Source organism: Pseudomonas sp. CFBP 5748 (genome assembly GCF_053850495.1).
This window is the reverse complement of record NZ_JBSPTN010000001.1, coordinates 909,395-932,188: the sequence shown is the minus strand read 5'-3', so window position 1 is coordinate 932,188 and position 22,794 is coordinate 909,395. Positions and strand designations below refer to the sequence as shown.

General features: G+C 58.6%; 25 protein-coding genes. 10 read left to right on the top strand and 15 right to left on the bottom strand.

The genetic code is table 11. The features are described 5' to 3' along the window. Position 1: 1 nt before the first annotated feature. The 8 genes from ACWNZ1_RS04315 to sctU are packed head-to-tail and all read left to right on the top strand — an operon-like array spanning position 2 to position 4,899. Positions 2–448, top strand: coding sequence for a type III secretion protein (locus ACWNZ1_RS04315; protein ID WP_456027416.1), 447 nt, complete (start codon positions 2–4; stop codon positions 446–448). 6 nt (positions 449–454) lie between these two features. Further along, a complete protein-coding gene (locus tag ACWNZ1_RS04310) occupies positions 455–1,015 on the top strand; it encodes a type III secretion system HrpP C-terminal domain-containing protein (protein ID WP_456027415.1) in 561 nt (186 codons plus the stop codon). Next, complete coding sequence (locus ACWNZ1_RS04305; RefSeq protein WP_288913885.1) at positions 1,012–1,728, top strand: type III secretion system protein; 717 nt, start codon at positions 1,012–1,014, stop codon at positions 1,726–1,728. Before ACWNZ1_RS04310 ends, ACWNZ1_RS04305 begins: the two co-directional genes overlap by 4 nt. Next, complete coding sequence (locus tag ACWNZ1_RS04300; RefSeq protein WP_288913883.1) at positions 1,718–2,104, top strand: FliM/FliN family flagellar motor switch protein; 387 nt, start codon at positions 1,718–1,720, stop codon at positions 2,102–2,104. Before ACWNZ1_RS04305 ends, ACWNZ1_RS04300 begins: the two co-directional genes overlap by 11 nt. Beyond that, positions 2,101–2,754 (top strand): type III secretion system export apparatus subunit SctR, encoded by a 654-nt coding sequence (sctR, locus tag ACWNZ1_RS04295; protein ID WP_456027414.1) that lies wholly within the window; start codon positions 2,101–2,103, stop codon positions 2,752–2,754. The genes ACWNZ1_RS04300 and sctR overlap by 4 nt, the downstream gene beginning before the upstream one ends. A 7-nt stretch (positions 2,755–2,761) precedes the next feature. Continuing rightward, positions 2,762–3,028 carry a type III secretion system export apparatus subunit SctS gene (sctS, locus tag ACWNZ1_RS04290; RefSeq protein ID WP_288913879.1) on the top strand — a complete coding sequence of 89 codons (267 nt, stop codon included), beginning with the start codon at positions 2,762–2,764 and terminating at the stop codon, positions 3,026–3,028. Continuing rightward, positions 3,029–3,823 carry a type III secretion system export apparatus subunit SctT gene (gene sctT / locus ACWNZ1_RS04285; RefSeq protein WP_456027413.1) on the top strand — a complete coding sequence of 265 codons (795 nt, stop codon included), beginning with the start codon at positions 3,029–3,031 and terminating at the stop codon, positions 3,821–3,823. Next, a complete protein-coding gene (gene sctU, locus ACWNZ1_RS04280) occupies positions 3,820–4,899 on the top strand; it encodes a type III secretion system export apparatus subunit SctU (protein WP_288913873.1) in 1,080 nt (359 codons plus the stop codon). Before sctT ends, sctU begins: the two co-directional genes overlap by 4 nt. A 176-nt stretch (positions 4,900–5,075) precedes the next feature. On the opposite strand, the gene ACWNZ1_RS04275 is transcribed toward sctU, so the two are convergent. The 13 genes from ACWNZ1_RS04275 to ACWNZ1_RS04215 all read right to left on the bottom strand — a co-directional run bounded on the left by ACWNZ1_RS04275 (position 5,076) and on the right by ACWNZ1_RS04215 (position 14,186). Next, the gene (locus tag ACWNZ1_RS04275) at positions 5,076–5,435 is read right to left on the bottom strand and encodes a type III secretion protein HrpV (RefSeq protein ID WP_288913872.1); all 360 of its coding nucleotides are present in this window, start codon (positions 5,433–5,435) and stop codon (positions 5,076–5,078) included. Between the two features lie 2 nt (positions 5,436–5,437). Then, positions 5,438–5,641: an HrpT family type III secretion system protein gene (gene hrpT, locus ACWNZ1_RS04270; RefSeq protein ID WP_288913870.1), complete on the bottom strand. Its 204-nt coding sequence runs from the start codon at positions 5,639–5,641 to the stop codon at positions 5,438–5,440. Next, entirely contained in the window at positions 5,638–7,737 is a 2,100-nt protein-coding gene (gene sctC / locus ACWNZ1_RS04265; protein WP_456027412.1) for a type III secretion system outer membrane ring subunit SctC, read from the bottom strand. The genes hrpT and sctC overlap by 4 nt, the downstream gene beginning before the upstream one ends. 1 nt (position 7,738) lies before the next feature. Beyond that, positions 7,739–8,170, bottom strand: coding sequence for a type III secretion system chaperone (locus ACWNZ1_RS04260; protein ID WP_288913866.1), 432 nt, complete (start codon positions 8,168–8,170; stop codon positions 7,739–7,741). Next, entirely contained in the window at positions 8,157–8,381 is a 225-nt protein-coding gene (locus ACWNZ1_RS04255) for a type III secretion protein (protein WP_456027411.1), read from the bottom strand. The genes ACWNZ1_RS04260 and ACWNZ1_RS04255 overlap by 14 nt, the downstream gene beginning before the upstream one ends. 82 nt (positions 8,382–8,463) lie before the next feature. Next, positions 8,464–9,045: a type III secretion system stator protein SctL gene (sctL, locus tag ACWNZ1_RS04250; RefSeq protein ID WP_456027410.1), complete on the bottom strand. Its 582-nt coding sequence runs from the start codon at positions 9,043–9,045 to the stop codon at positions 8,464–8,466. Between the two features lie 29 nt (positions 9,046–9,074). Further along, positions 9,075–9,605: a type III secretion protein gene (locus ACWNZ1_RS04245; RefSeq protein WP_456027409.1), complete on the bottom strand. Its 531-nt coding sequence runs from the start codon at positions 9,603–9,605 to the stop codon at positions 9,075–9,077. Then, positions 9,602–10,408, bottom strand: a complete 807-nt coding sequence (sctJ, locus tag ACWNZ1_RS04240) for a type III secretion system inner membrane ring lipoprotein SctJ (RefSeq protein WP_456027408.1) — start codon at positions 10,406–10,408, stop codon at positions 9,602–9,604. The genes ACWNZ1_RS04245 and sctJ overlap by 4 nt, the downstream gene beginning before the upstream one ends. A 9-nt stretch (positions 10,409–10,417) precedes the next feature. Then, the gene (gene sctI / locus ACWNZ1_RS04235) at positions 10,418–10,786 is read right to left on the bottom strand and encodes a type III secretion system inner rod subunit SctI (RefSeq protein WP_288913852.1); all 369 of its coding nucleotides are present in this window, start codon (positions 10,784–10,786) and stop codon (positions 10,418–10,420) included. 12 nt (positions 10,787–10,798) lie between these two features. Further along, complete coding sequence (locus tag ACWNZ1_RS04230) at positions 10,799–11,815, bottom strand: harpin HrpZ family protein (RefSeq protein ID WP_456027407.1); 1,017 nt, start codon at positions 11,813–11,815, stop codon at positions 10,799–10,801. 56 nt (positions 11,816–11,871) lie between these two features. Beyond that, positions 11,872–12,195 (bottom strand): hypothetical protein, encoded by a 324-nt coding sequence (locus ACWNZ1_RS04225; protein WP_288913846.1) that lies wholly within the window; start codon positions 12,193–12,195, stop codon positions 11,872–11,874. A gap of 94 nt (positions 12,196–12,289) precedes the next feature. Then, the gene (locus ACWNZ1_RS04220) at positions 12,290–13,198 is read right to left on the bottom strand and encodes a sigma 54-interacting transcriptional regulator (protein ID WP_288913844.1); all 909 of its coding nucleotides are present in this window, start codon (positions 13,196–13,198) and stop codon (positions 12,290–12,292) included. 49 nt (positions 13,199–13,247) lie between these two features. Next, the gene (locus ACWNZ1_RS04215; protein ID WP_288913841.1) at positions 13,248–14,186 is read right to left on the bottom strand and encodes a sigma 54-interacting transcriptional regulator; all 939 of its coding nucleotides are present in this window, start codon (positions 14,184–14,186) and stop codon (positions 13,248–13,250) included. Positions 14,187–15,080: 894 nt separating this feature from the next. On the opposite strand from ACWNZ1_RS04215, the gene ACWNZ1_RS04210 reads away from it, so the two are divergent. Then, positions 15,081–15,245: a hypothetical protein gene (locus tag ACWNZ1_RS04210; protein WP_288913839.1), complete on the top strand. Its 165-nt coding sequence runs from the start codon at positions 15,081–15,083 to the stop codon at positions 15,243–15,245. Here the strand turns inward: ACWNZ1_RS04210 and ACWNZ1_RS04205 are convergent. Further along, positions 15,239–16,645, bottom strand: a complete 1,407-nt coding sequence (locus ACWNZ1_RS04205; RefSeq protein ID WP_288913837.1) for a transglycosylase SLT domain-containing protein — start codon at positions 16,643–16,645, stop codon at positions 15,239–15,241. The genes ACWNZ1_RS04210 and ACWNZ1_RS04205 overlap by 7 nt on opposite strands. 214 nt (positions 16,646–16,859) lie before the next feature. Here ACWNZ1_RS04205 and ACWNZ1_RS04200 point away from each other — a divergent pair, with 214 nt between their 5' ends. Next, positions 16,860–22,202, top strand: a complete 5,343-nt coding sequence (locus tag ACWNZ1_RS04200; protein WP_456027406.1) for an AvrE-family type 3 secretion system effector — start codon at positions 16,860–16,862, stop codon at positions 22,200–22,202. A gap of 45 nt (positions 22,203–22,247) precedes the next feature. Here the strand turns inward: ACWNZ1_RS04200 and ACWNZ1_RS04195 are convergent, their stop codons facing one another. Further along, the gene (locus ACWNZ1_RS04195) at positions 22,248–22,637 is read right to left on the bottom strand and encodes a type III secretion system chaperone (protein WP_456027405.1); all 390 of its coding nucleotides are present in this window, start codon (positions 22,635–22,637) and stop codon (positions 22,248–22,250) included. Positions 22,638–22,794: the final 157 nt, after the last annotated feature.

Genomic DNA, 22,794 nt, shown 5'->3' with positions numbered 1-22,794 from the left:
GATGGAAGAAGCATTGGAAGAGGATCCGCAACGAACGGCGCTGGGACAGGTGATCAGCTTGCTCACGCCCCTGCGTCAACACCGCCAGGCCAGCGCCGAACGGGCGCAACGCCAAGCACAGGTGGAACTGAATTCAATGCACGACCACTTATCAGAAACCCAAGCGCTGTGGCACCAGGAACGTGACAACCACCTGCAACGACGCCAGAGCCTTTGCGCGGCTCATCTTGCGAAAACCATTTGCCTTAAAGATGTAGACCGTTGGCACGAGAAGGAGAAAAACATGCTCGACCGTCTCGCCTTGATCCGCCAGGACATACAGCAACAGCAACTGAAAATCGCTGAACAGCAGGCGTTACTTGAACGCAAACAGGTGCAAGCCAAGGCTTTTCAACGGGCGGTCGAGAAGCTTGCCTGCCTGAGCGAGACCCTCAATGAAGAAGGTTAAGTGCCAATGACTCCCCCGATCAAACCAGCGCCAAAAGCGCCGACGGCATCGACTGCGCCAAGCCCTACGCCCACCCAATGGTCGACGATGCCCACAAGGGAAAAACACCCCGCCTCTGGCTGTTCGAGCCGTGGCGACGCGCCAGGCAATCGGTCCACGCTGAACAAACCGTCGCCGGATACATTGATTTGCACCGATGGTCTGTTCTTTTCCCAACTGCTGGTGCCGCCAGTGGACGCTGAGCCCGATCGGCAAGGCTTCGGGGGCGGTGGCATCGCCCTCCCGGTGCGAGCGGAACCAGTGCCGACCCAACTGATCGATGAGCTGGCGCAGCGCCTGTCCGGTCAGCCGGAAGGCCCCCTCAGCTTCACGTTGCTGATGCCCAACCTCGGCAGCGTGCGGGTTCATACCCACAAGACCGAAAACCGCTGGAACGTCCAACTTGGCTTTGCTCGCCGCGATGTGCTCAAGCGCCTGCAAGGGCATGCCGATGCATGCCGAGACTCACTCTCGCAAGCGTTGGGGCAGGACGTCGAACTGGACATGCAGGAAGACCTCGAAGCATGAACAAGCTGAACTTGCGCAAGGTCAACGCTTTGCTGGCCCGCGCAACGCGTGAGCTTGGCGCCGGTCAGCAGTTGAGCTTCAGCACACGGGACCATGAAGCCGAACTGACCCTGCTACCTCCATTGGCCCAGACCGGGCCCGATGCCGCTGGCGCTTGGCTGGGCAGCGCGGTCGGTGCGCTTTGCCTGACCGATGCCGAGGCGCTGCTGAGCCTGCTCGGCGACGCGCCGTTGACACTGCAAGGCGAGCAGCAACCGTGGTATTGGCAGTTTTTCAATCAACGCTTGAGTCCGACGATCGCCGCGCTGCTCGCGCCCCTGGAACTATTGTCCGAGAGCCCGGCATCAGCCACCGTCGGCTGCCGTATCCAGGTTCGCCGCGACGAACAGACCTTGCATGCCCAATTGCACGCCACCCCCGACACCCTGCTTCGGCTGCTGAGCGCGGCCCGCTGGCAAGCCCGGAATGAACCGCTTGATGAGGCGTGGCAAGTCACCACCCCGCTGATCATAGGCGAGCTGGCATTGACCCTTGAGCAACTGACCTCATTGCGCCCTGGTGACGTGGTCTTGCCTGCCCTGTGCCGATTCGACGGTGCTGGACAAGGGCGCCTCGCGCTCGCCGGGCGACGGTGGGCAGCGGACGTCACTGGCCAGGCGCAGCAACTTTTTTTGCGGCTAAGTCACGAGGAACACACTTTCGATGAGCACTGAAAATCTCTATTACGACGATGTCGAAACCCTCGAAGACGACGATGCGAGCGACGACGCCGCTGACCCGCAAGCCGGCCAGTCTCTGCCCGGACCTTTGAGCGGGGATGGGCACTACGAATCCGACGCGCCATCGGAACAGGCCGACCCGTCTGCTCTTCAATCGCTGGCACTGGACCTGACGCTGCGCTGCGGAGCACTCAAGTTGACCCTCGGCGAACTGCAAAGGTTGAGTGCCGGGAGCATCATTGAAGTCAGCGGTATAGCGCCCGGCCATGCCACGCTGTGTCACGGCGAGCGGGTGGTGGCCGAGGGTGAACTGGTCGATGTCGACGGCCGCCTAGGGCTCGAGATTACCCGGTTGGCGTCCCCATCATGATCATGGAGGGTATGAACCCGATTCTGCTGGCGCTGTTTCTTGGCGCGTTGTCGCTGATTCCATTCCTGTTGATCGTCTGTACCGCCTTCCTGAAAATCGCCATGACGTTGTTGATCACCCGAAATGCCATCGGTGTTCAGCAGGTCCCACCGAACATGGCGCTGTATGGCATCGCCCTGGCCGCCACAATGTTCGTCATGGCCCCGGTCGCCCACGAAATCCAGCAACGGGTGCAGGCCCATCCGCTGGAACTGGGCAACACGGATAAGTTGCAGGCCAGTGCCAGGACCGTGATCGAGCCCCTGCAACGCTTCATGACGCGTAACACCGATCCCGATGTGATCGCCCACCTGCTAGACAACACCCAGCGCATGTGGCCCAAGGAAATGGCGGATCAGGCGAGCAAGAACGACCTATTGCTGGCCATCCCGGCGTTTGTCCTGTCCGAGCTGCAAGCCGGTTTCGAGATCGGCTTTCTGATTTATATCCCGTTCATCGTTATCGATCTGATCGTTTCCAACCTCCTGCTGGCCTTGGGCATGCAAATGGTTTCGCCGATGACCCTGTCGCTGCCGCTCAAGCTGCTGTTGTTCGTGCTGGTATCGGGCTGGTCGCGCCTGCTCGACAGCCTGTTTTATTCGTACATGTGAGGCAGTCATGGAAGCGTTGGCGCTGTTCAAGCAAGGCATGTTCCTAGTGGTCATCCTGACCGCTCCGCCGCTCGGCGTTGCAGTATTGGTGGGCGTGGTCACATCGTTGCTGCAGGCATTGATGCAAATCCAGGATCAGACCCTGCCGTTCGGCATCAAACTGGGAGCTGTCGGGCTGACACTGGCTCTCACCGGCCGCTGGATCGGCGTCGAGCTGATCCAGTTCATCAACATGGCCTTCGACCTGATTGCCCGGTCTGGAGTCGCCCACTAGATGCCCTTCGACGCGCAGAACGCCTTCGAGCTGATGCTTGGCATGGGCCTGGCAATGGCTCGTTTGTTGCCGTGCATGCTGCTGGTGCCGGCGTTCTGTTTCAAATATTTGAAGGGCCCATTGCGCTATGCCGTCGTGGCCGTCGTGTCGATGGTCCCGGCCCCAGGGATCAGCCGTGCCTTGAGCTCGCTGGACGATAACGGGTTCGTCATGGGTGCCCTGCTGCTCAAGGAAGCCGTGCTCGGTGCGCTGTTGGGGCTGCTGCTGTATGCGCCGTTCTGGATGTTCGCCTCGGTCGGTGCCCTGCTCGACAGCCAGCGCGGCGCACTCAGCGGCGGCCAACTGAACCCGGCCCTGGGACCGGACGCGACGCCGCTGGGCGAGTTGTTTCAGGAAACCCTGATCATGCTGGTCATTCTCAGTGGAGGGCTGTCGCTGATCACTCAGGTCATCTGGGACAGCTACAGCGTCTGGCCGCCCACTGCCTGGTTGCCGGGAATGACGGTGGAGGGCCTGGATGTATTTCTCGATCAGTTGAGCCAGACCCTCCACCATATGCTGCTGTATGCCGCGCCTTTCATCGCGCTGCTGCTGTTGGTCGAGGCAGCGCTGGCGATTATCGGCCTGTATGCGCAACAGCTGAACGTTTCGGTTCTGGCCATGCCGGCCAAAAGCATGGCCGGTCTGGCGTTCCTGTTGATTTATCTGCCGACGTTGCTGGAACTGGGGAATGGCCAACTGGCCAAGCTGACCGATCTTAAATCGCTGCTCAGTCTTCTGGTACAGGTGCCATGAGCGAAAAAACCGAAAAAGCCACGCCCAAGCAACTCCGCGATGCGCGGGAAAAAGGCCAGGTGGGACAAAGCCAGGACTTGGGCAAATTGATGGTACTGGTGGCCGTCAGCGAAATCACCTTCAGCCTGGCCGACGAAAGTGTTGACCGCCTACAGGCATTGCTGGCGCTTTCGTACAAACACATCGACTCACCGTTCACGGCGGCGGTGGAGATGATTGCCAGCGAAGGCCTCGCCGTGCTGCTGGTTTTCACGCTGTGCAGCGTCGGCCTGGCGATGCTGATGCGCCTGCTCGCCACCTGGATCCAGATCGGTTTTCTCTTCGCGCCAAAGGCCTTGAAAATCGACCTCAACAAGATCAATCCCTTCTCCCACGCCAAACAGATGTTTTCGGGGCAAAACATCACCAACCTGTTGCTCAGCGTACTCAAAGCCGCCGCCATCGGAGCAACCTTGTACGTATCGGTCAAACCGGCGCTGGGCACCCTGGTCCTGCTGGCAAACAGCGATCTGGTCACCTACTGGCATGCACTGGTCGAGCTGTTCCGGCACATTTTGCGGGTGACCCTGGGCCTGCTGCTGGTGATCGCAATGGTCGACTTCGCCATGCAGAAATACTTCCACGCCAAGAAGCTGCGCATGAGCCACGACGACATCAAGAAAGAATACAAACAGTCCGAAGGCGACCCCCACGTAAAAGGTCATCGCCGCCAACTGGCCCATGAAATTCTCAACCAGGAGCCCAGCGCCGCCCCCCAACCGGTGGAAGACGCTGACATGTTGCTGGTCAACCCCACCCATTATGCGGTGGGTCTTTACTACCGGCCTGGAGAAACACCGCTGCCAAGGATTCACTGCAAGGGTGAGGACGAAGAAGCGCTGGCGTTGATCGATCGCGCCAAAAAAGCCGGGATTCCCGTGATCCAGAGCATTTGGCTGGCGCGCACCCTGTACAAGGTCAAGGCCGGCAAATACATCCCCAGGCCCACGCTGTTGGCTGTCGCGCACATCTACAAGGTGGTCCGCCAACTGGAAGAAGTCACTGACGAAGTGATTCGCATCGACGACGCACCGTGAAGCGCGCTTGAATATCGACGGCCATTGCCCTATCGCAGGAAACCCGGCGCCGGCCGTTTGAGAACGGATTGTCGTAACGATGATCGCGCACTGAGCGTTGCTGCGCTCAATGCGCTCGCCCGCGAACGCGGGCTTCAAAGGGCATGGCGTGTCGCGACTGCCGGTGATCCGGGCCCTTAGTGCGCTTGTTCGCTCAAGTGGTCCAACCCCGCCAGTTGCAACTCATGACGCCGCACCTCGTCCAGGTCGGCGACAGAGACAGCGCCCTCCTTCACCGCATGCCATACAACCAAATCGCGCTGTGCATCAAGGAACAAAAAGTAACGGCGAAATCGCTCCGCCTGCGTGAAACGTCGTTGCAGCGCCTCATGCAGTTGATCGGTGCTCAGAGCACGGCCTTCGATGTGCAACGCGATGCCCCAGTCTTGATGTTCACTGCGACTGACGAACACGACGCCTTTTGCGATTGGCCAGAGCGCCGCGCGACGAGCGGCGACCTGTGCGTAGAAAGCCGCTTGTTCAGTGACCTCGTTCATCTCTAATCCCTCAGTTGGACAACGGTATAGTCCCGGTCCTTATCACTCTCCAGAAGACCTTCGCGCATGTCCGCCGGCCACCAGATGACCAGCTCGCGGTAGTTGGAGTCCGGACGTTTGCAGGCGTACCCGGAGCAACCATGGGTGGCGCACCCCGTCAACGTACCGAACAGCGCCAATGCGATCGCAAGGCTTGGGATCTTCATGGTTTTGCTCCCCGGAGCAGCGAAGGTCGGCTCTCTTTGGCCATTTTCGATACCTGCGGTTGGCGCATGGCGATGTACACCTCGCTTTCCTCACCTGGTTGCAGCCATGCACGCGGCCAGGCGGCAACGCCAATGACCCAGCGACCACCGCATCGGCTTTCGTCTATGCGTACCGGTTTGTCTGTATTGTTATGCGCCACGACCACCGCAACCCCCCAATCCTTCTGGACAAACCACTGCGAACGTTGCCGGTCGAGCGTCAGGCCCTCGCCAGCGTCACACAAGCTGTCGGTTTCAAATGGCAGGGTTTCGCCAGCGTTCATTCCCTCAGGCGCGGCGCCATCGACCAATTGGGTAAAGGCTCTCTGGATATCGCCCCGGGTCGGCCGATCAGCTCCGTCGCGTCGTTCGTTGATTTTTTTCATCTGATCGTCGATGTCATGGGGGTTGCCATTCTCCACATAACGCGCCGGATTGACCTGATCGCCAATCAATCGCGGCGTCAGGATGAACAGCCGTTCGCGCTGGCTCAGCTCTCGATTGTGGGATTGGAACAATAGTTTGCCGATGTAGGGAATGTCGCCCAGCAGAGGAATCTTGTGGATCCGGTCATTGGCTTCCAGCCCATGGAAACCACCGATCACCAGTGAGCCATGCTCGGCAATCACCGCCTGGGTACTGACGTTGCCCTTGCGCACACTTGGCTGTTTGTCATTGATGGTCGACACATCGATCTGGCCATCCTCGATGTCGACAATCATTTGGATTTGCGGCTTACCGTCGTGATCCAGCGAGCGTGGAATCACCTGCAAGCTCGTACCCGCCGTGACGGGCAGGATATTGGCGGCCCGTTCGGAAGTGGCCGTGAGGTATTCGGTCCGGCTCAAATCGATCACCGCCGGCTGGTTCTCAAGCGTCAGGATCGAAGGGTTTCCGATGACGGATGCCGATCCATTGCCCTCCAACGCACGCAGCTGCGCGGAAAACTTGCCCGCATTCTGGAGGAACAACGTCGAGCTGGCTCCGGCGTCGAACAGATTCGCGCCACCACTGAAATTGCCCGAGTTGAAGTTCCAACGGCTGGCCAGCTCCGCCAACTCATTGCGATCGATATCCAGTATCACCGCATCGATTTCGATCAGGTTGCGCGGCACGTCCAATTGCTTGACCAGTTTTTCGTACAACGCCTTGCGCTCAGGCAGGTCGTAGATCAGCACGGCATTGTTGCGCACGTCGGCACTGACACGGATGCTCGCGAGACCGCCGGCCTGGCCCTTGCCAGGCTTCTTGCTGCCATAGTGCAGGACCCGGTCCAGACCTTGCTGCAAGGCACCGGTGTCTATGCCGCTGGCGTCCAGGTTGTAGGGCAAGCCAGCAGCGCCCAGCCCGGTGAGGCTTGAACGGTTGTCGCCGGCGGCGCCCGACAACAGTTTGAGGCTGGTGGTGTCGTCGCCTCGTGAGCGGCTCTCCAGCAGTTCCTGCAGGATGCTGGCAACACCGGCCACCATCAGTTCCTGGTCGCGATAATGAATGGTGCGATCGGCCGCGTTGGCGTACCTCAGCGGCAACACCACCACGTCCTGTTTGTCGGCTTTCTCCGGCGGTTCGACTTTTTTGCTGTAGTCGCGCACCAGCTCTACATACTTGGCCGGGCCACGGACCAGCACCACCCCTTCGTCCGGCAACGCGCCCCAGCCGAACCGTTTATCCAGCAGGCCCACATCGGTCAGGGCCGTTTGCAGATCATCCACCGCGTCGGATGAGACCTCGATGCGCGCAGAGGTATGTTCGCTGGACGGGCTGATGTACAGCACGTCGTTATAAACAAACCACTGGAAGTGGTGTTCCTGGCTCAACCGCTCCAGGAACGCCTCGGCATTATCGGCGCGAATGCGTCCATCAAGCTTGCCCTCGATGGGTACCAAATCCAGCCCCAGGCCGAACTCCTTGGCGAAATCCGCCAGCGCGGTCGCCAGTTCGGCCTGATGGGCGTCATAGGCATAGGCCGTATGTTTCCAGGATTCGGGAACGGACGCCCAAGTGGCGGGTGTCACCCCAATCGACAATAAAAGCAACCACATCAAGGCCCTGCGCATTTCACACTCCTGGTTGCCGGTGATTGAGGTTCGTGCGCCCGGACGATGCGAGCGCCTGATTATGGATCGTTGCGTGCGTCAGGCTGAGCATGGCCGCACGCTGATTGGCCAGGTTTTCCAACTGGTCCAGTAACTGATCGCGAGTACAAGGTGCGGGTATCCAACTCACCAGAACCACGCAACGGGTCTGCGGATCGATGGCCAGCGCACCCTCGCAGGAACACGCCAGGCTTGCTCCGCCCTGACTGAGCAAGGCAGCGAGCCTGTGCGGGTCGCTGGCGTCATAGGGATCGAGTAACTCGATGCTGCAACGCACGCCGTTGTCGATCACCACCAGGCGTGCGTTGGCTTCATCGATCCAGCAGTCCAGCGCGGTCGCCGGAAGCTGCCTGGACCATTGATCGAGGATCTCGGTGAAGTCACTGAATTCCATCGATGATCGCTTTGGTGATGCCGTGCTTGGCCCGCAGGCTTTCATTGACGGCGATGTTGGCGACATCCGTCTCGCGCTGGGCATCGTTGAATGCCTGCAGATCTTCGATGGAGCCGCTTTCCGAGGCGTCCATCGCGGCATCTTCCATATGGGACTGGGCGCGACTCAATGAGTGGTCGAGGTGGTGTTGCAAGCTCTTGAAATTGATCACTTACAGGTACTCCAGCAAAAGGGTTCACCCTTTGAGTGGAGCAAAGTTGCCGAGCGGTTCCATCACTGGGTCAAAGCCATTGTCAGCCCGCTCGATCGGCCCCCAGCAAACCGTCGCGCAGGTCCGCCCAATCAATTTCGAACGCACCGTTGGCATCGCTCAGGCGCAGACTGCCCGGCGTCAGGGTTGTATCGCGCTTGAGCTGCCAAAGCTCGGCAAAGCGGCTCTGCGCCAGCCACTCGGCCAAGGGTTCGACCATGTCGGGGTGAACACTGAGCGTCGCAACCGCTTCATTGGGTAAGCTGGCCGCCAGGTTTTTCACCAGCGCTCGCGCCCGCTCCGCCAGGGTGGTGTTGTCCAGCAAATGCCGCAACGCATCACTGAGCAATTCTTCCACCGCGCTCATTGCCTGTTGCTGCAAGGCATCACGCTGAACCTGGAGATCCTGGAGAAAAGCGTTGGCCGTTTCCCAGAATTCAGCCAACGCTTGCCGATGCAGTCGCTGCCCCTCCTCTTGCTGGACAACCCTCATTGCCTGTACTTGCTGCTGGGCGTCGAAGAGGATCTCTCGTGCCAGCAGGCTGTCAGCGATGTGCTCACGGCGCAGGATCGGTTCGGGCAAAACCACAGAATCCGTCAGAGCGATACGGCGTTTGGCGAGCATGGACAACTCCTGGCGCGCAGGGAAGGAATTCAGGTCGACATGACTCGCCAGAGGATGGCTTGCCATAACGTCTGGAGCTTGTTTTCGGGAGCCTGGACCGGACTCTCGGCAACGTCATCGGGCGGCCATGCCAGGCGCAATCGTGACCAGTATGGCGGCCCCAGCCAGGCGCCGAGCACCAGGCGCGCATCGCGGCTCTGGGATTTCAGCCAGGCGCCGGGGCGCAATCCTCGGGTCACCGCCCAACACCATCGGCCGTCAGCCCCGTCACGTTCGGTTTGGGTAAAACAGATTTGTTGTGCCAGCGCCAACGCTCGATCCCGTTGTGACGACGTCAGCGTCAGCCAGCGCAATACCGACTCGGCAATGATCGGTGGCTGACTGGGGTCAATACCGACGCTTTGCACAAACGCCCCGTGACGACTGACCATGAGTGCGTCACAAGCGTCGATCGACGCCCCCGCGGAGCTGGCAAATCGTTCCTGCCAGGCCGGATGCGCCCAATCCCAAGGATTGCACCACCAGCGGACCCATAGATCCTCAGCGGCCGGGCTCTTCATGCTCGAGCCGACAGGTTCGAATGACCGCGACGAGCGAGCCCTAACCGCTGCAACAACATCGCGCGCCAGTCGCGGCGCAACAGCAGCGCGACGACCAACAGCAATAGCATGGCCCCAGCGGGCATCAGCCAGAGCATTGCGGTCCAGAACGGAAGGTCCGCGCCATCGACCTTGAAAGGGCCCAAACTTGCCCATTGCCTGGTTTCCTGAAACTCCACGGCAGGCACGAAGACAATGGCAAACTTCTTGGAGTCCGCTGATTGCGCGGACATCCCAGGGATACTGCTCGCGACCATCTGCTGGATACGCCCTCGCACGCTGTCAGGATCAAGGGATGCCGAATATTTGATAAAGACTGCGGCGGACGCAGGCTGAACCGGCTCCCCCGGCGCAACACGTTCAGGCAACACCACATGCACCCGCGCCACGATCACTCCATCGATCTGCGACAAGGTCGATTCCAGTTCCTGGGACAAGGCGTAGATGTAGCGGGCACGCTCTTCGAGGGGCGTCGAAATCACGCCTTCCTTTTTGAAGATTTCACCCAAGCTGGTGCGTGAGTGCCGAGGCAAGCCAGCGGCGTCCAATACCCTCACGGCACGATTCATTTCACCGGTCGCAACGGTGACCACCACCCCGTTTTTTTCCATGCGTTTACGCGCATCGATATGCTGATCCGCCAGGCGCGCAATGACCTCATTGGAATCCTGCTCGGTCAAACCAGTGAACAGATCGGTTTCATCACTGCAGCCGCCGAGCAGGAGCATGCAGAACAACAGCAGCCCTGCGCTCAGAAAATTCACGGAGAACCTCTACTGCAGATTGGTCAGCTTATCGAGCGCCTGGGCGCTCTTGCTCACGACCTTGGTCGTCAACGCCATTTGCAACGAACATTGCGACAGCGCGCGCCCCATCTGGATAATCTCCGTTCCATCTTCAGAAGTTGCGGCTTTTTTCATCGCTCGTAACGCCTGCTGTGAGAGCTTTTCGGTATCACCCAGACGCTCGGACACGGCGCCCGCTATCTGATCGGAAAGATGGGACGTAACGTTGTCCGGACGCACTGCCGCGGCAAACAAGTCGACATCCGCCTGGGCAGGTTCGGAGACGAGCCCCTGCCGCACATCCTGGCCAAGCTCCGGCGAGATGTTCCTAGAATGAGTAACATGGGAAATGGTCACAGGTGCTCTCCGTCAGGCCACGGCCTGGTTGTTGCCGCCTTGAAGCAGCGTATTGAGGATCTGAGCTGCTGCCTGCACCGCACTGCTCTGGAGGTCATGACCTTGCAGGGATAGCTCCAGGCCCACTTTGACCCCTCCCCCTGGCAACAACCCCAGGTCAAGTTTCAAGGTAAGGTCACCTTGGATGGCCTCTCCCTGCGACGAGTCGTTGACAGGCGTTCCCAAACCTCCACCGGCCAGCGTCGGCTGCGATTGAAGCGAGTCTTCGTTGCCATTGCCCATGAGGCCGGAAGCAAGACCGGCATCGCCGAGCGAAACAGGCGAACTTCCGCCATCACTCACAAGGCTGCCAAGCCCCCCCTGATTGGTCGCTGCGGCGCTCTGTTGCTTACCGAATTGCTGACCGATGAGATCGAGAGCCGAGCGAAACATTGCGGTTTCGTTGTCGTTCAGAAAGTTGTCTTCCTTGAGTTCATTCATCCACGACCCCGAGTCCGGAGTCGGGAACTGAGCTTTGTTGTCATCCATGAATTGCGCGACCTGCTTCAAGAGCGGCATGTCATCGCGAGAGAAAGTCGCTCCATCGTTCTGCTTGGTCAATAGATCATCGAGTAACGCTTTGCCCAAACCGGCCAGCACTTGCATCATTAAATCAGACTTGCCAGTGCCGTCATTGCCGGCGGAACCGCCGTTGAGCAGGCGAGTGCCGCCACCCGAAGCGATGTCCGCTGAAGCGCCGAAATTATCACCCAATTTCTGGTGAATGAGCTTGTCCAGGGCTGCCGCGATGCTCTCGGGCCCACGACCGTGGATGCCATGGGCGTCCATCATCTTGGCGAGCATCTTGCCCAGAGGCGAGCTTTCGTCCAACTGGCCGTCCTTGGTCAGCGCCTTGACCAACAAGGCGATCACGTCCTGTAGCGCCTTGCTGGATTTGCTTGCTCCACCACTCGCCACGCCGTGCCCGGACGACAAAGCAAACAACATCGATAAACCTAGCGGTAACATAACCCCATTGGCACTTTGCATAGAACCACCACCCCTCAGGTAGCAGCCCCCTCTGGTGAGGGGGCGATCAGGAAGAATTAGTAGCTAACGCCTTTGGCGCTCTGCGCAGTGGCGCTGATCTTCTTGTTCGAAGAGTCATCCTTGCCCGATTGAATGGCGTTCAACACATCCATGGTTTGCTTCTTGATGGTTTCCGCCGATTGAAGCGCGATCAGCTTTGCCTGGTTGGCGTCTTGCTCGGCACTGGCTTTTTCCTGCGCGGCGATCGCCTGATTATTGCCACCGGAGCTCGACGGCATGTTGAATTGTTGACCGCCGCTGCCGCTGCCGCTGTTGGCGGCTGGTGGCAGGTTGTAGTGCTGGCCACCACCACTGCTGCTGTTACTTACTTTACCCGTCATATCGTGTTACCCCTTGGTATGCACCAGCGTGATTGCTTGGTACTGAATAAGTGGCAACGACCAGTGGATCGGTTCCATGCCCGTGCGCAAAAAGTCAGATGCGCAATTCCTTGATACGGCGATAGAGCGTACGGCGCGGCATGCCCAACTCCTCGCTCACGGCATCGACGCAGTTTTGATGACGTTTGAGCGACTCTTGGATCAGAACCTTTTCGATCACCCTCAACTGTGATTTAAGCCCGCAAGCCTGGTGCTCCTCGTGGTCCGGGCCGACACCCAGCACGGGGAAACCGAGCACAAATCGCTTCGCCGCAGCTTTGAGCTCCCGGACATTGCCGGGCCAGTCATGGGTCAGGAGCATGTGCTGCAACTGTGGGCAGACCCTGGGGGCCGTCCTCTTCAACTCGCTGGCGGCGGCGGCCGCGAACCGAATGAACAACGGCACAATACGCTCACATTGGACACGCAACGGCTGCAACTCCAGGGGCAGAACGTTCAACCGAAAAAACAGGTCGCGGCGAAAGTGCCCCTGCTCTACCGCAGCGTCCAGCGAGCGTTGTGCGGAGGCAATCACACGGATATCGAGTTGAATCGTTGACGTTGAGCCCAGTCGTTCAATCGCGCGCGTTTCCAACACCCGCAGCAATTTGGCCTGCAGGGCCAGTGGCATGCTGTCGATTTCATCCAGGTACAAGATCCCGCCTTGTGCTGCTTCGATGTAACCGACCCGCGAGCGGTCGGCGCCGGTGTAGGCGCCGCTGACCACGCCAAACAACTCGCTTTCGGCCAGTGATTCGGGAATCGCCGCGCAATTCATCGCGACGAAGCGGCCCTTGCGGCCGGACATCGCATGGATCCGTTCTGCAATCGTGTCCTTGCCCGTGCCGGTCTCGCCCGACAACAGTACGTCGATGCCCAATTGTGTAATGCTTTCGGCAACAATCCCCAGATTGGGAATGCATTCTTCATCAAAATAGTGCTCAAACCCGTCGTCAACACTCATCCACGACCTCTAATCCATCAGGATTGCTTGATACAGCAACGTTACAGATTCAGGCCGAAGCTGCGATCTGGGCCGCGACTCCTAGCTCCTTCATGCGGTGGTAAAGGGTACGTTTGGGAATATCCAACTCCTGAACCACGGCCTCGACGTTTTGGCGGTGTCGCTTCAATGCATCCTGGATGAGCATTTTCTCTATCACGCGAAGTTGATCCCGCAGGCTGGGGGCCGGACTGCGGACCTCTACCGGATCCGTGCCCAACAATGGGAAACCCAACACAAAACGTTTGGCCGCCGTTTTCAGTTCCCGAATATTGCCCGACCAATCGTGGCTGAGCAGCAGTTGCATCCGGCCACGGTCAAGGACCGGTACGGGGCGACCAAACTCTGTCGCGATGCACTGGGTGAACTGGTCGAACAAGGGCAGGATCTGATCCCGGCGTTTACGCAAGGCGGGCAAATGGACCGTCAACGCGTTAAGCCGAAAAAACAGATCGCGGCGAAAAAGCCCTTGCTCCACCAGTTGATCCAGCGGCCGTTGGGCCGATGCAATGACGCGCAGATCCACGGGAATGAAGGCCGTTGAACCAAGGCGCTCAACGCCCCGCGCTTCCAGGACGCGTAACAACTTGGCTTGCAGGCTCAGCGGCATGCTGTCGATCTCGTCCAAGTACAACGTGCCCCCCGAGGACGCTTCGATATAGCCCTCACGTGAACGACAGACGCCGGTAAATGCGCCATTGACCACACCAAACAGTTGACTTTCGGCGAGCTGTTCCGGGATGGCCGCGCAGTTCATGCCGACAAACGGCCCGGACCGGCCGGACTGCTCATGGATTCGATTGGCTAACGTATCCTTGCCGGATCCGGTCTCGCCACACAGCAGCCAATCCATGTTCAGCAAAGCGCCGTTTATTTCAGTTTGATGACAGAGTGAAAATGCAGTATTGCCCCAAAACTCGTGACCACTAACATCGACTTCGGTGCCCATCGAAATGCTCTCTCTGTGGATGCAGGCGAATGAATAATCGCACGCCTTACAAGGCAGAAATATACTAATTTAGTTCTGTGGAACGACAACGAAACACCCAATCCTCCCTCTATTTATTGTTTACCATACTCAGTTACCTCACGATTCTTCACGTTTGGCAGGAAGTTCAAGCCAGGTAATTTAATAAACGTTATTCCCTCCGAGTCAACCCGCCCAACCGCCTTACCCTGAGTAGGGTTCCCCCTACCAAGACTCGCTTACAAGCGAGTTTGAGAAGACTTCGCACTCGCCAGGCGAGGCCTAGCACATGCCCTGGGACCGATCAATCAGGCCAGCAAAAAGCGTGATACAGATCACATCCGACAAGCGATCAAGCTGATAAGAAAGTTGTAGACTCCGGGCAATAAAGTTGCACACTTCGGATCTATATTTACCACACCCTCATCTGACTTACGCTTTTCTGCTCAACTGTTAACTCATGAAATTCTGGCAACTTTAAAGTTAAACAGAACGCAGCTTTTTTCAAAAATCAAAGTATCGATTTAGTTAAAACTTAACAGCGACGCCAGGCCGTATCTTTAAACAAGTCGGTTTTCCGAACGCTGGCGTACAGGTCGCTTTGTCGAGCGCAGGATCCTCAAGTTTTTGGGGGGCGCTGCGAGATAGCTTTTTGCCACCCCCCCATTCGGAAAACCGAAAACGAGGTGGTATGAGCGGAGCATTTTTGAAAGGTTGGATCCAGTTAACCAGATGAACGTGAGCGCCGGAGAACACTTAGCTGTCGAGAATAGAGAGTCACTAAGGATTTTTGAACGGCAAGCGTGGCGGCTTTCTTGGGAGGATAAATAGTATTACTAAATAGCTTTACATTTGCTTACAAATGAAATGGTTCAGTTGAATATCTATTTCCTCGCATGGAAAAATCCGAACTCTCCAAGCGCATTGGAGATGCGTGACGTGCTGGAACGATTGTTGGCTGCCGGCTTCCCGCAAAAGCACCAAAACAGGGCAATTATCAACGATTTGCCGGCAACCGCGCCCGAGCCAGGAAATTATTGACTGGGCTCACTGGCGTACAAAACCACTCGTGGAGCCCTGGGTTTTTCACGATATTCAATGCGATCACCGAAGCGCGGCGACGAACGGTCGTCTATTGGGTGTTCTGCTTGCACCGTTTCAGGCGCGGAGGCCCCCTCTTGCGAATGCACTGTTCGCACTGGCGACACTATCCGATGCTCAGCCACCTCAATGCTCTGCACCGCTTCAGACTGTGGCAGACTTTTAACTGCATGTACCGGCGGGGCGATTTTCGGTATCGGTGTCCGCTCGGCCACTCCCACCGATTTCATCGTTTGATGCTCGGGTGGGCGTACAGCTACCTGAGTGGCGTCGTGACCAAACACGGGGGGAGTGACCGGCGACTGTCCCGTGAGTCGCATGATGCCAGCCGCCAAAGCTTGACCCTGAGCCTTCGGTATCAGCAGATGCCCAGGCCCCTCCAACGTCTTGCTCTGCAAAAACGCTGCATTGAGTCCTAATAGTTGTCCGCCGTCTACGCCTGACACCGTCGCAAGCTGCGTAAGATCCACTGCGTGGTTTAACTGGACTACATCAAAATACGGTGTATTCGCCACGGGCGTAAGCTGCACTGCGTAGGCTTCGGGGTTGCGCACGATCAAAGAGAGCGCCAGTAAACGCGGTACGTAATCCTGGGTTTCCTTGGGCAAAGTCAAGTGCCAGTAATCGACGGGCCTGCCGCGCTGGCGATTGGCTTCAATCGCACGCCCGACCGTGCCCTCACCGGCGTTGTACGCCGCCAACGCCAACAGCCAGTCACCGTCGAATTGATCATGCAGGCGCGTCAGGTAATCCATGGCCGCCTTGCTCGATGCGACCACATCACGCCGGGCGTCGTAAGTAGCGCTCTGATGCAAGTTGAAGTGGCGCCCGGTGGCGGGAACGAATTGCCATAGACCAGCTGCGGCACGCGAGGAGCTGGCCATCGGATTATAAGCGCTTTCGATCATGGGTAATAACGCCAGTTCCAGCGGCATCTGGCGCTCATCCAGGCGTTCGACGATGTAATGCAAGTACGGACCGGCGCGAGTACTGGCCCCGCGCAAAAAACCTTGATTGCTCTGCAGCCAGTCACGTTGGCGGACAATCCGTTCATTAATCTGTTGATGATCGATCAGGTTACATCGCTGGGCTATTCGCAGCCAGACATCCTCGCCGTTGAACACAGGCCTGTCGCTACCCGCTGCCGTGCGCCCAAAACCCGGCGCTCGCCCCTCCGATCTGTAAGCCAGGCCCGCCACCAGACGCGGCGTGCGATCCAGGCGCGGCTGCGAATAGTCAACCGTCTGGCAGCCCGCACACAGCGAACCCAAAGCCAGGACGGCGATTTGGATCGAGCGGGTGAGCGACCCGTTCAAGGTATTTGGAAAAGCGGGCGGCATGGGACGACATCCTGAGCATGTCCATCCTACGTGGCCCGCTCGCCAATACGGTTCCCTTCCAATCGGGCTGAATGACACCCCATGAAACCGAAACACTTAATCTGACTGTCGTTGCAACGGAACCGTTAAGGATTGCGCACCACTCAGCGACAGAAGAAATTCCAGAATTTTACCGAAGCTGCTATCAGACAACGGCCTGGACGGGAGATACCAAATGCCGACACCGACGATCAACCGCACCACCAGCAATACCGCCCACCCGACAACGCTGCCGAGCCCTCCCGCCAGCTCCGACTTGCAGCAACGCACCGAACAACCGACTCAAGGTTCCTCGCACGCCCTCAGTGGCGTGGGTAAACGAATGTTGAAAAACGTCGGCAAATTGTTCCAGAAATCCAAACCCCCTCGGCAGGCAGCTGCCAAGCCGCCCACCACCAAGCCCGCCCGCCCCCTGTCGAACGAACAGATTGCAACGAACGCCGCTCGCCTGGCACGGTCGCCCGACAGCCGCCTGCAAGGCTCCGATGGTATGCGCCAGTCCATGCTTCGCCCAAATCCGAACCAGGCGAGCGGATCGGGCACCAAAACCAATGACGCCGACGGACCACCTGATCTCGAATCTGCGCCAAGAAACAACAGCCACGTTCGTTTCGATTTACCGGAAGATCCCCAGGTACATAGAGTGAGGCCCAGAGGGTCGGCTTCTTCGACAGACGAAGAGGCGGCGATCAATGCCGCTCGCAGGACCCGTTTATCCGACGGCCGCTTGCAAGGTTCCGATGGGATGCGCCAGTCCATGCTTCGCCCCGATCCGGACCAGGCAAGCGGATCGGGCACCAAGACCAATGAAACCGACACACCCGCTTCTCTCCCACGACCTGCGTTGAGCCGCAGCGGCGCAGGCCGTTTCGACCTGACGGAAAACGGCCTGGTGCGCGGCGCGCAACCACAGGAGACGGTTACCCTTAGCGCCGACTCAAGGCCCGACTTTTCCGCGTTCAGCACCTCTGGCGTGGCGCCATTGCTGAACGATATTCTCGCCAAACCTGGACAGACCTACCTGGCCCATCAGAGCAGGCCGGGCGTGCATGGACATCAGTTGCTCGAGCCTAACGGGCACCTGTTGCATCTGGCCCACGACGACAGCGCCCTGGTATTGATTCGCAGCAGCAAGCAGACGCTCGAAACAACCGGCACCCCTGCCCCAGCGGTGAGTCTGCAACGAGAAGGCGACCAACTCCACATCGACACCAGCAGCGGTCGCCAGACCCAGGCGCTTCCAGGCAAGGCACACATGGCCCATCTCACCGGCGTGCATCATCGCTCCGATGGCGAACATCTGCGTGTGCATGAAGATCGGCTCTACCAATTTGACCCGTCAAGCAGCCGATGGAAGGCGCCCGAAGGCACCGAAGAACTCACCTTCAACCACCTCTCGACGGGTGGGAACGGCTCGATCTACGCCAAAAGCGATGATGTCGTCGTCGACCTCTCCAGCCCGTTGATGCCGCACATCGAGGCCAATGACCTCACGTCATTTTCCATTGCGCCAGACAACACTGCTGCATTGCTCAGCGGCAAAGAGACCCAAACTGTCGTGCTGGCGGATATGAGCCCGGGCATTGATGGGCCGCGCTGGAAAAAAACACGAACACTGGAACTGGACGGCGGCCAGGCGCAGGCATCGGCAATTGGCCTGAGCGCCGGACGACTATTTGTCGCAGACACCCAAGGCAGGCTCTACAGCACTGAACGCAGCGCCTTCGAAAATGATGAGTCGCCATTGCGACTCATGCCCGAACAGGAAAATTATCGGCTGACGGATCAACATCACAGTGTCAGCGGGTTTATCAGCGGGGACGACGGGCGCGTTCATGCCCTGATCAAAAATCGCCAAGGCGAGGTTCACTCCCATGCACTGGATGAGGCAGGCGTCCGACTGGAAAGTGGCTGGAATCTCAGCGGCGCCCTGGTGCTGGACAATGTACGCGGCTTGACCGTGCCCGCCGCGCCCGCGGCCGCGGACCGACTCAACCTAGACCGCTCCGGGCTGGTGGGCCTCAGCGGCGGACGCATTCAGCGCTGGGAGGCCACTGCGCAATGCTGGAAGGACGCCGGCATCAAGGACATCGATCGCCTGCAACGCGGTGCCGACAGCAACGCCTATGTACTCAAGGGCGGAAAGCTGCTCAAACTCGATGTGAGCCCTCAACATCCCAATCTCCCATTCAGCGCCAATACGGCACTGCATCCGACGCCACGCTCGACCAAGGTCGCGATGGGCAAGGAAATCGAGGGGCTCGATAACCGGGTGATCACGGCTTTTGCCATGGTCAGCGAAAAACAATTCGTCGCACTGGACGACCAGAACCGATTGACCGCCCATCGCAAGGATGGCAAGCCCGTTACACTGGGTTTTCCCGGATTGCAAGGTGATATCAAGGTCCTGTCACTGGACGAAAAGCACAACCTGCATGCGCTCACCAGCACCGGCAAGCTTTACAGCCTGTCCAAGGAGGATTGGCAAGCGACGAAGCTGGCTGATCATCTGCGAGCCAAATGGACACCCGTCCCCACACCCGAAGGACGACCGGTCAGCACGCTCTATAGCAACGATGACAATGTGCTGAGCGCTCAGCTCGAGGGCGGCCCGGAGCAGGACCCGATACGGCTCAAGGGCGGCCAATGGCAACCGTTCAGGCCCAGACCCGTGGAAGAGAATGGTCTGAACGATACCTACTCGAGAATCAAGCAGGCGAACAAAACCTGGCGAATTCCAGGTACTGGCCTGACCGCCACACTGGACGTCAATGTGCTGGGGCGTGGTGGAGTCGAAAACAAAAATCGCGCCAGCACCAGCGAGTTCATCCGCGCCAACATTTACAAAAACACGATGGAAACGCCCCGCTGGATGAAGAACGCCGGCAACCATATCCAGCATCGATATCAGGGCCGGGAAGGCTTAGCAGAGGTGTACGACAGCCAGTCGATCCTCTTCAAACAACTCGAACTGATTCATGAAACCGGTGGAAAGCCCCCCGCTCCGGGTAACGACCTCAAAGCACGCATCGACCGACTGAACCTGGGGCCTGAAAGCGCCACGTTGGTCAAGGAACTGGAAGCCCTGCGCGACGAGTTGGAAAAGCACAGCTACACCGCGCTGATGACCGTCGCCCAGGGCTACGGCCGCTTCAAAAACCTGCGTCAACGCGATGGCCTGCTTAACCTCCATGGCGAACTGGCGAAGCCGTCGACACGCACCCAATGGGGCAAGAAGCTCGCCGATCTCGGCACAACACTCAATTTCAAGAGCTCCGGTCATGATCTGGTCGGAGAACTGGAAAATGCCCTGGCCCAAGTCGCCCCTTCGGCGCAGAACCGCACCGCAACGCTGCTTGGAACGCTCAAGGACCATGGACTGAAACTCAGTCATCAGAAAGCCGATATCCCTCTGGGGCAACGCCGCGACACCAGCGACGACCATGGTTTGACCAAGGCGCGTTTGGCCTTGGATCTGGTGACGCTCAAAAACCTCGGTACGCTTCTGGATCAGGTTGAGCTGCTCACTCCGCAGAGCGACATGGCCGCGCTGCAAAGAAAACTGGCCACGCTGCGCGATGTCACCTACGCACAGAACCCGCTCAAGCAGGTCACCGACATGGGCTTTACCGATAACGCGGCATTGGAAAGTGCCTATGATGCGGTGAAGACATTCCTGAAATCATTCAAAAAACCCGACCATGCCGTCAGCGTCAATATGCGAGCCGCTACCGGCAGCAAGGACCAGGCAGCCCTCGCGGACACGTTCAAATCCATGCTCAAACAGCTGGAGCATGAGGACGATGAAATCGGCCTGCAACGCGGCTATGGACTGAACCTCACCACCCCCTTCTTCAGCCTCGCCAACAAGGCCGCCGGGCCTTGGCCATCTGCCGGCACCACTGGCAATCGCAACTACATCCTCAACGCTGAACGCGGCGACGCGGGCATCACCTTGTATCTGATAAGCGAAGCCGCGGGTAACCTCAGCGCGGGTGTCGGTGGTGGCAAGGATTTCTGGCCGGGCTTTTTTGACGAAAACGACCCGGCTCGCAGTGTCGACATCGGCAACAATCGCACAATGACGCCCAACTTTCGCCTGGGTGCGGACGTGACCGCCACCGCTGCGGCCAGTCAACGCGCGGGGGTGGTCTTCCGCGTCCCGGACGAAGACATCGACGGATTCGTCGACGACCTGTTCGAGGGGAAGCTGAACCCGCTGCACGTGCTGAATAAAGCGGTGGCCCATGAAACCTACGAAGCGCGTCGCTTTAATTTCGATATTACTGCCGGGGGGAACGCGGAACTGCGCGCCACTTTCGGTCTGTCCGAAGATGAGAGCAATCCATTGTCTGGCGTGGCACGTCTGGGGATCGGTGCAAATGTCAGCGTGAATTTGCTGAGCTACACCGACTATTCCTTGACACAGAAAAATGACAAGACCGAATTGCGTGAGGGCGGCAAGAACCGACCGCGCTTTTTCAACAGTTTGGCCGTAGGCGGACTGGCCCGTGGGCAGATCGCCGGCAGCCATGTCGATCCGACGACAACGCCGACCTCCGGGCCGACGCCCACACCGGGGGCGCAAGCCGCGACCATGAACCTGGGCGGCGGGGCAACCGTCACAGTGGAATCAAGGACCACCAAACGCGTCAAGTTCAGCTATGAAGTGGCAACGCCAATGACCGCGCAAACACTCGGCAAACTGTCCGCCACCCTGGGAAGCGCTTTCAAGGATAACGCCACCAAAGCCAGACTGGCGGAATTGGCCGATCCCCTGAACTCACGCTACACCGGCAAGACGCCCGAAGAGAAGATCCAGGCACAGCTTGACGGGCTCAACGCACTATTTGCCGGCACCTCTTCGCAGAACGACGAGCAATACAGTGCTCTGCGTCAATTGAAACGTGCAACGGTTAAGCAGGAGGCCTCGGCGAATAACCACAGCGTGTTGAGTGGCGCACGCTTCGAGACGAGCAAAACCAATCTTTCAGGCCTGGATCAGCATGGTGTGGTCAGCAAAATCATCAGTTTGGTGAGCGGAGAGAGTTCGTCCGGCAACGCGGCGAAGGTCGCCGACCTGATGAGTCGGGATCCAAAGCTACAAGCCATGCTCGACGCGATGCAGGCGAGCGCCGGTACGCTTGCCCGCGTGCGATTGGAACCGAAAGATGCGTTGATCGACCAGATCGACGAAGGAAGCCGCAACGGCACGATGACTCAGGGCGAACTCTCCAGCCACCTGGAAAATCGCGAAAACATGCGGATCAGGCGGCTGACGGTCTTCCATACCGTTACCCAAGCGGAGAACTTCACCTCCCCGTCGCCTCTGGTCAGCTACAACAGCGGGACTTCCCTGAGCGTCAGTAAAACACTCGGGCGGATCACTTTTATTTACGGAGAAGACCAGGACACCCCTATTGGTTACAAATTTGACGGTGAACTGTCACGACCTTCAGAGCCGCTCAAGAAGGCGACTGGCATGCTGGAACAGGACGGGTTCGAACTGAAAACCTGAGAGGAAGCAAGGGGAAGCGCCGGGGCAAGGCGGCGCTTTTCCCGTTCAGGACTGCCAGAACGTGCGAGCTTCGCGCGCCTGGGCGATAAAACCTCGGACGACGTCACAGAATGTCGGCTCATCAAGCGACACCAGTTCACGCTGAGCGCAAAGTCGTACATCCCCTTGGTGAACAGCGAACCAGCAACCGTGCAAACGGGCGACGTCGAAATTGAGGCTCAACAAACGCTGCAAGTCGGCGGCGCGCTCCGGGCAGCGAGCGATGCGACAATGAAAAATAACCATCTCGCTGTGCTCGGGTAACTCGATGACGGCCGCTTCGTTATCTTGGGAATCATATAACGCACACACACCGTTCTGCGGGGACAATGAGGCGCCTAGCTGTGCGCCCAAGGAATTGATGAAGCGATTAAAATCAAGTGCTGAAGTTTTCATCGTGACCATCCTTAAAGGAAAAAGAGCCTGGGTTTGCCAAGCACTTGGTGGTTGTCGGGCTATATCGGTTCCGGCGAGGAGTCGTTGCCAATGATGCGTATGAAACGGCACCGCCAGCATGTCGCCCTGACAGAAATCCATGGACCCCGTCGGCGCG

Excerpts from the sequence above, each read along its gene's own strand:
- ACWNZ1_RS04315 (WP_456027416.1), top strand. The coding sequence starts at position 2 with ATGGAAGAAGCATTGGAAGAGGATCCGCAACGAACGGCGCTGGGACAG.
- ACWNZ1_RS04310 (WP_456027415.1), top strand. The coding sequence starts at position 455 with ATGACTCCCCCGATCAAACCAGCGCCAAAAGCGCCGACGGCATCGACT.
- ACWNZ1_RS04305 (WP_288913885.1), top strand. The coding sequence starts at position 1,012 with ATGAACAAGCTGAACTTGCGCAAGGTCAACGCTTTGCTGGCCCGCGCA.
- ACWNZ1_RS04300 (WP_288913883.1), top strand. The coding sequence starts at position 1,718 with ATGAGCACTGAAAATCTCTATTACGACGATGTCGAAACCCTCGAAGAC.
- sctR (WP_456027414.1), top strand. The coding sequence starts at position 2,101 with ATGATCATGGAGGGTATGAACCCGATTCTGCTGGCGCTGTTTCTTGGC.
- sctS (WP_288913879.1), top strand. The coding sequence starts at position 2,762 with ATGGAAGCGTTGGCGCTGTTCAAGCAAGGCATGTTCCTAGTGGTCATC.
- sctT (WP_456027413.1), top strand. The coding sequence starts at position 3,029 with ATGCCCTTCGACGCGCAGAACGCCTTCGAGCTGATGCTTGGCATGGGC.
- sctU (WP_288913873.1), top strand. The coding sequence starts at position 3,820 with ATGAGCGAAAAAACCGAAAAAGCCACGCCCAAGCAACTCCGCGATGCG.
- ACWNZ1_RS04275 (WP_288913872.1), bottom strand. The coding sequence starts at position 5,435 with ATGAACGAGGTCACTGAACAAGCGGCTTTCTACGCACAGGTCGCCGCT.
- hrpT (WP_288913870.1), bottom strand. The coding sequence starts at position 5,641 with ATGAAGATCCCAAGCCTTGCGATCGCATTGGCGCTGTTCGGTACGTTG.
- sctC (WP_456027412.1), bottom strand. The coding sequence starts at position 7,737 with ATGCGCAGGGCCTTGATGTGGTTGCTTTTATTGTCGATTGGGGTGACA.
- ACWNZ1_RS04260 (WP_288913866.1), bottom strand. The coding sequence starts at position 8,170 with ATGGAATTCAGTGACTTCACCGAGATCCTCGATCAATGGTCCAGGCAG.
- sctL (WP_456027410.1), bottom strand. The coding sequence starts at position 9,045 with ATGCTCGCCAAACGCCGTATCGCTCTGACGGATTCTGTGGTTTTGCCC.
- ACWNZ1_RS04245 (WP_456027409.1), bottom strand. The coding sequence starts at position 9,605 with ATGAAGAGCCCGGCCGCTGAGGATCTATGGGTCCGCTGGTGGTGCAAT.
- ACWNZ1_RS04230 (WP_456027407.1), bottom strand. The coding sequence starts at position 11,815 with ATGCAAAGTGCCAATGGGGTTATGTTACCGCTAGGTTTATCGATGTTG.
- ACWNZ1_RS04225 (WP_288913846.1), bottom strand. The coding sequence starts at position 12,195 with ATGACGGGTAAAGTAAGTAACAGCAGCAGTGGTGGTGGCCAGCACTAC.
- ACWNZ1_RS04220 (WP_288913844.1), bottom strand. The coding sequence starts at position 13,198 with ATGAGTGTTGACGACGGGTTTGAGCACTATTTTGATGAAGAATGCATT.
- ACWNZ1_RS04215 (WP_288913841.1), bottom strand. The coding sequence starts at position 14,186 with ATGGGCACCGAAGTCGATGTTAGTGGTCACGAGTTTTGGGGCAATACT.
- ACWNZ1_RS04205 (WP_288913837.1), bottom strand. The coding sequence starts at position 16,645 with ATGCCGCCCGCTTTTCCAAATACCTTGAACGGGTCGCTCACCCGCTCG.
- ACWNZ1_RS04200 (WP_456027406.1), top strand. The coding sequence starts at position 16,860 with ATGCCGACACCGACGATCAACCGCACCACCAGCAATACCGCCCACCCG.
- ACWNZ1_RS04195 (WP_456027405.1), bottom strand. The coding sequence starts at position 22,637 with ATGAAAACTTCAGCACTTGATTTTAATCGCTTCATCAATTCCTTGGGC.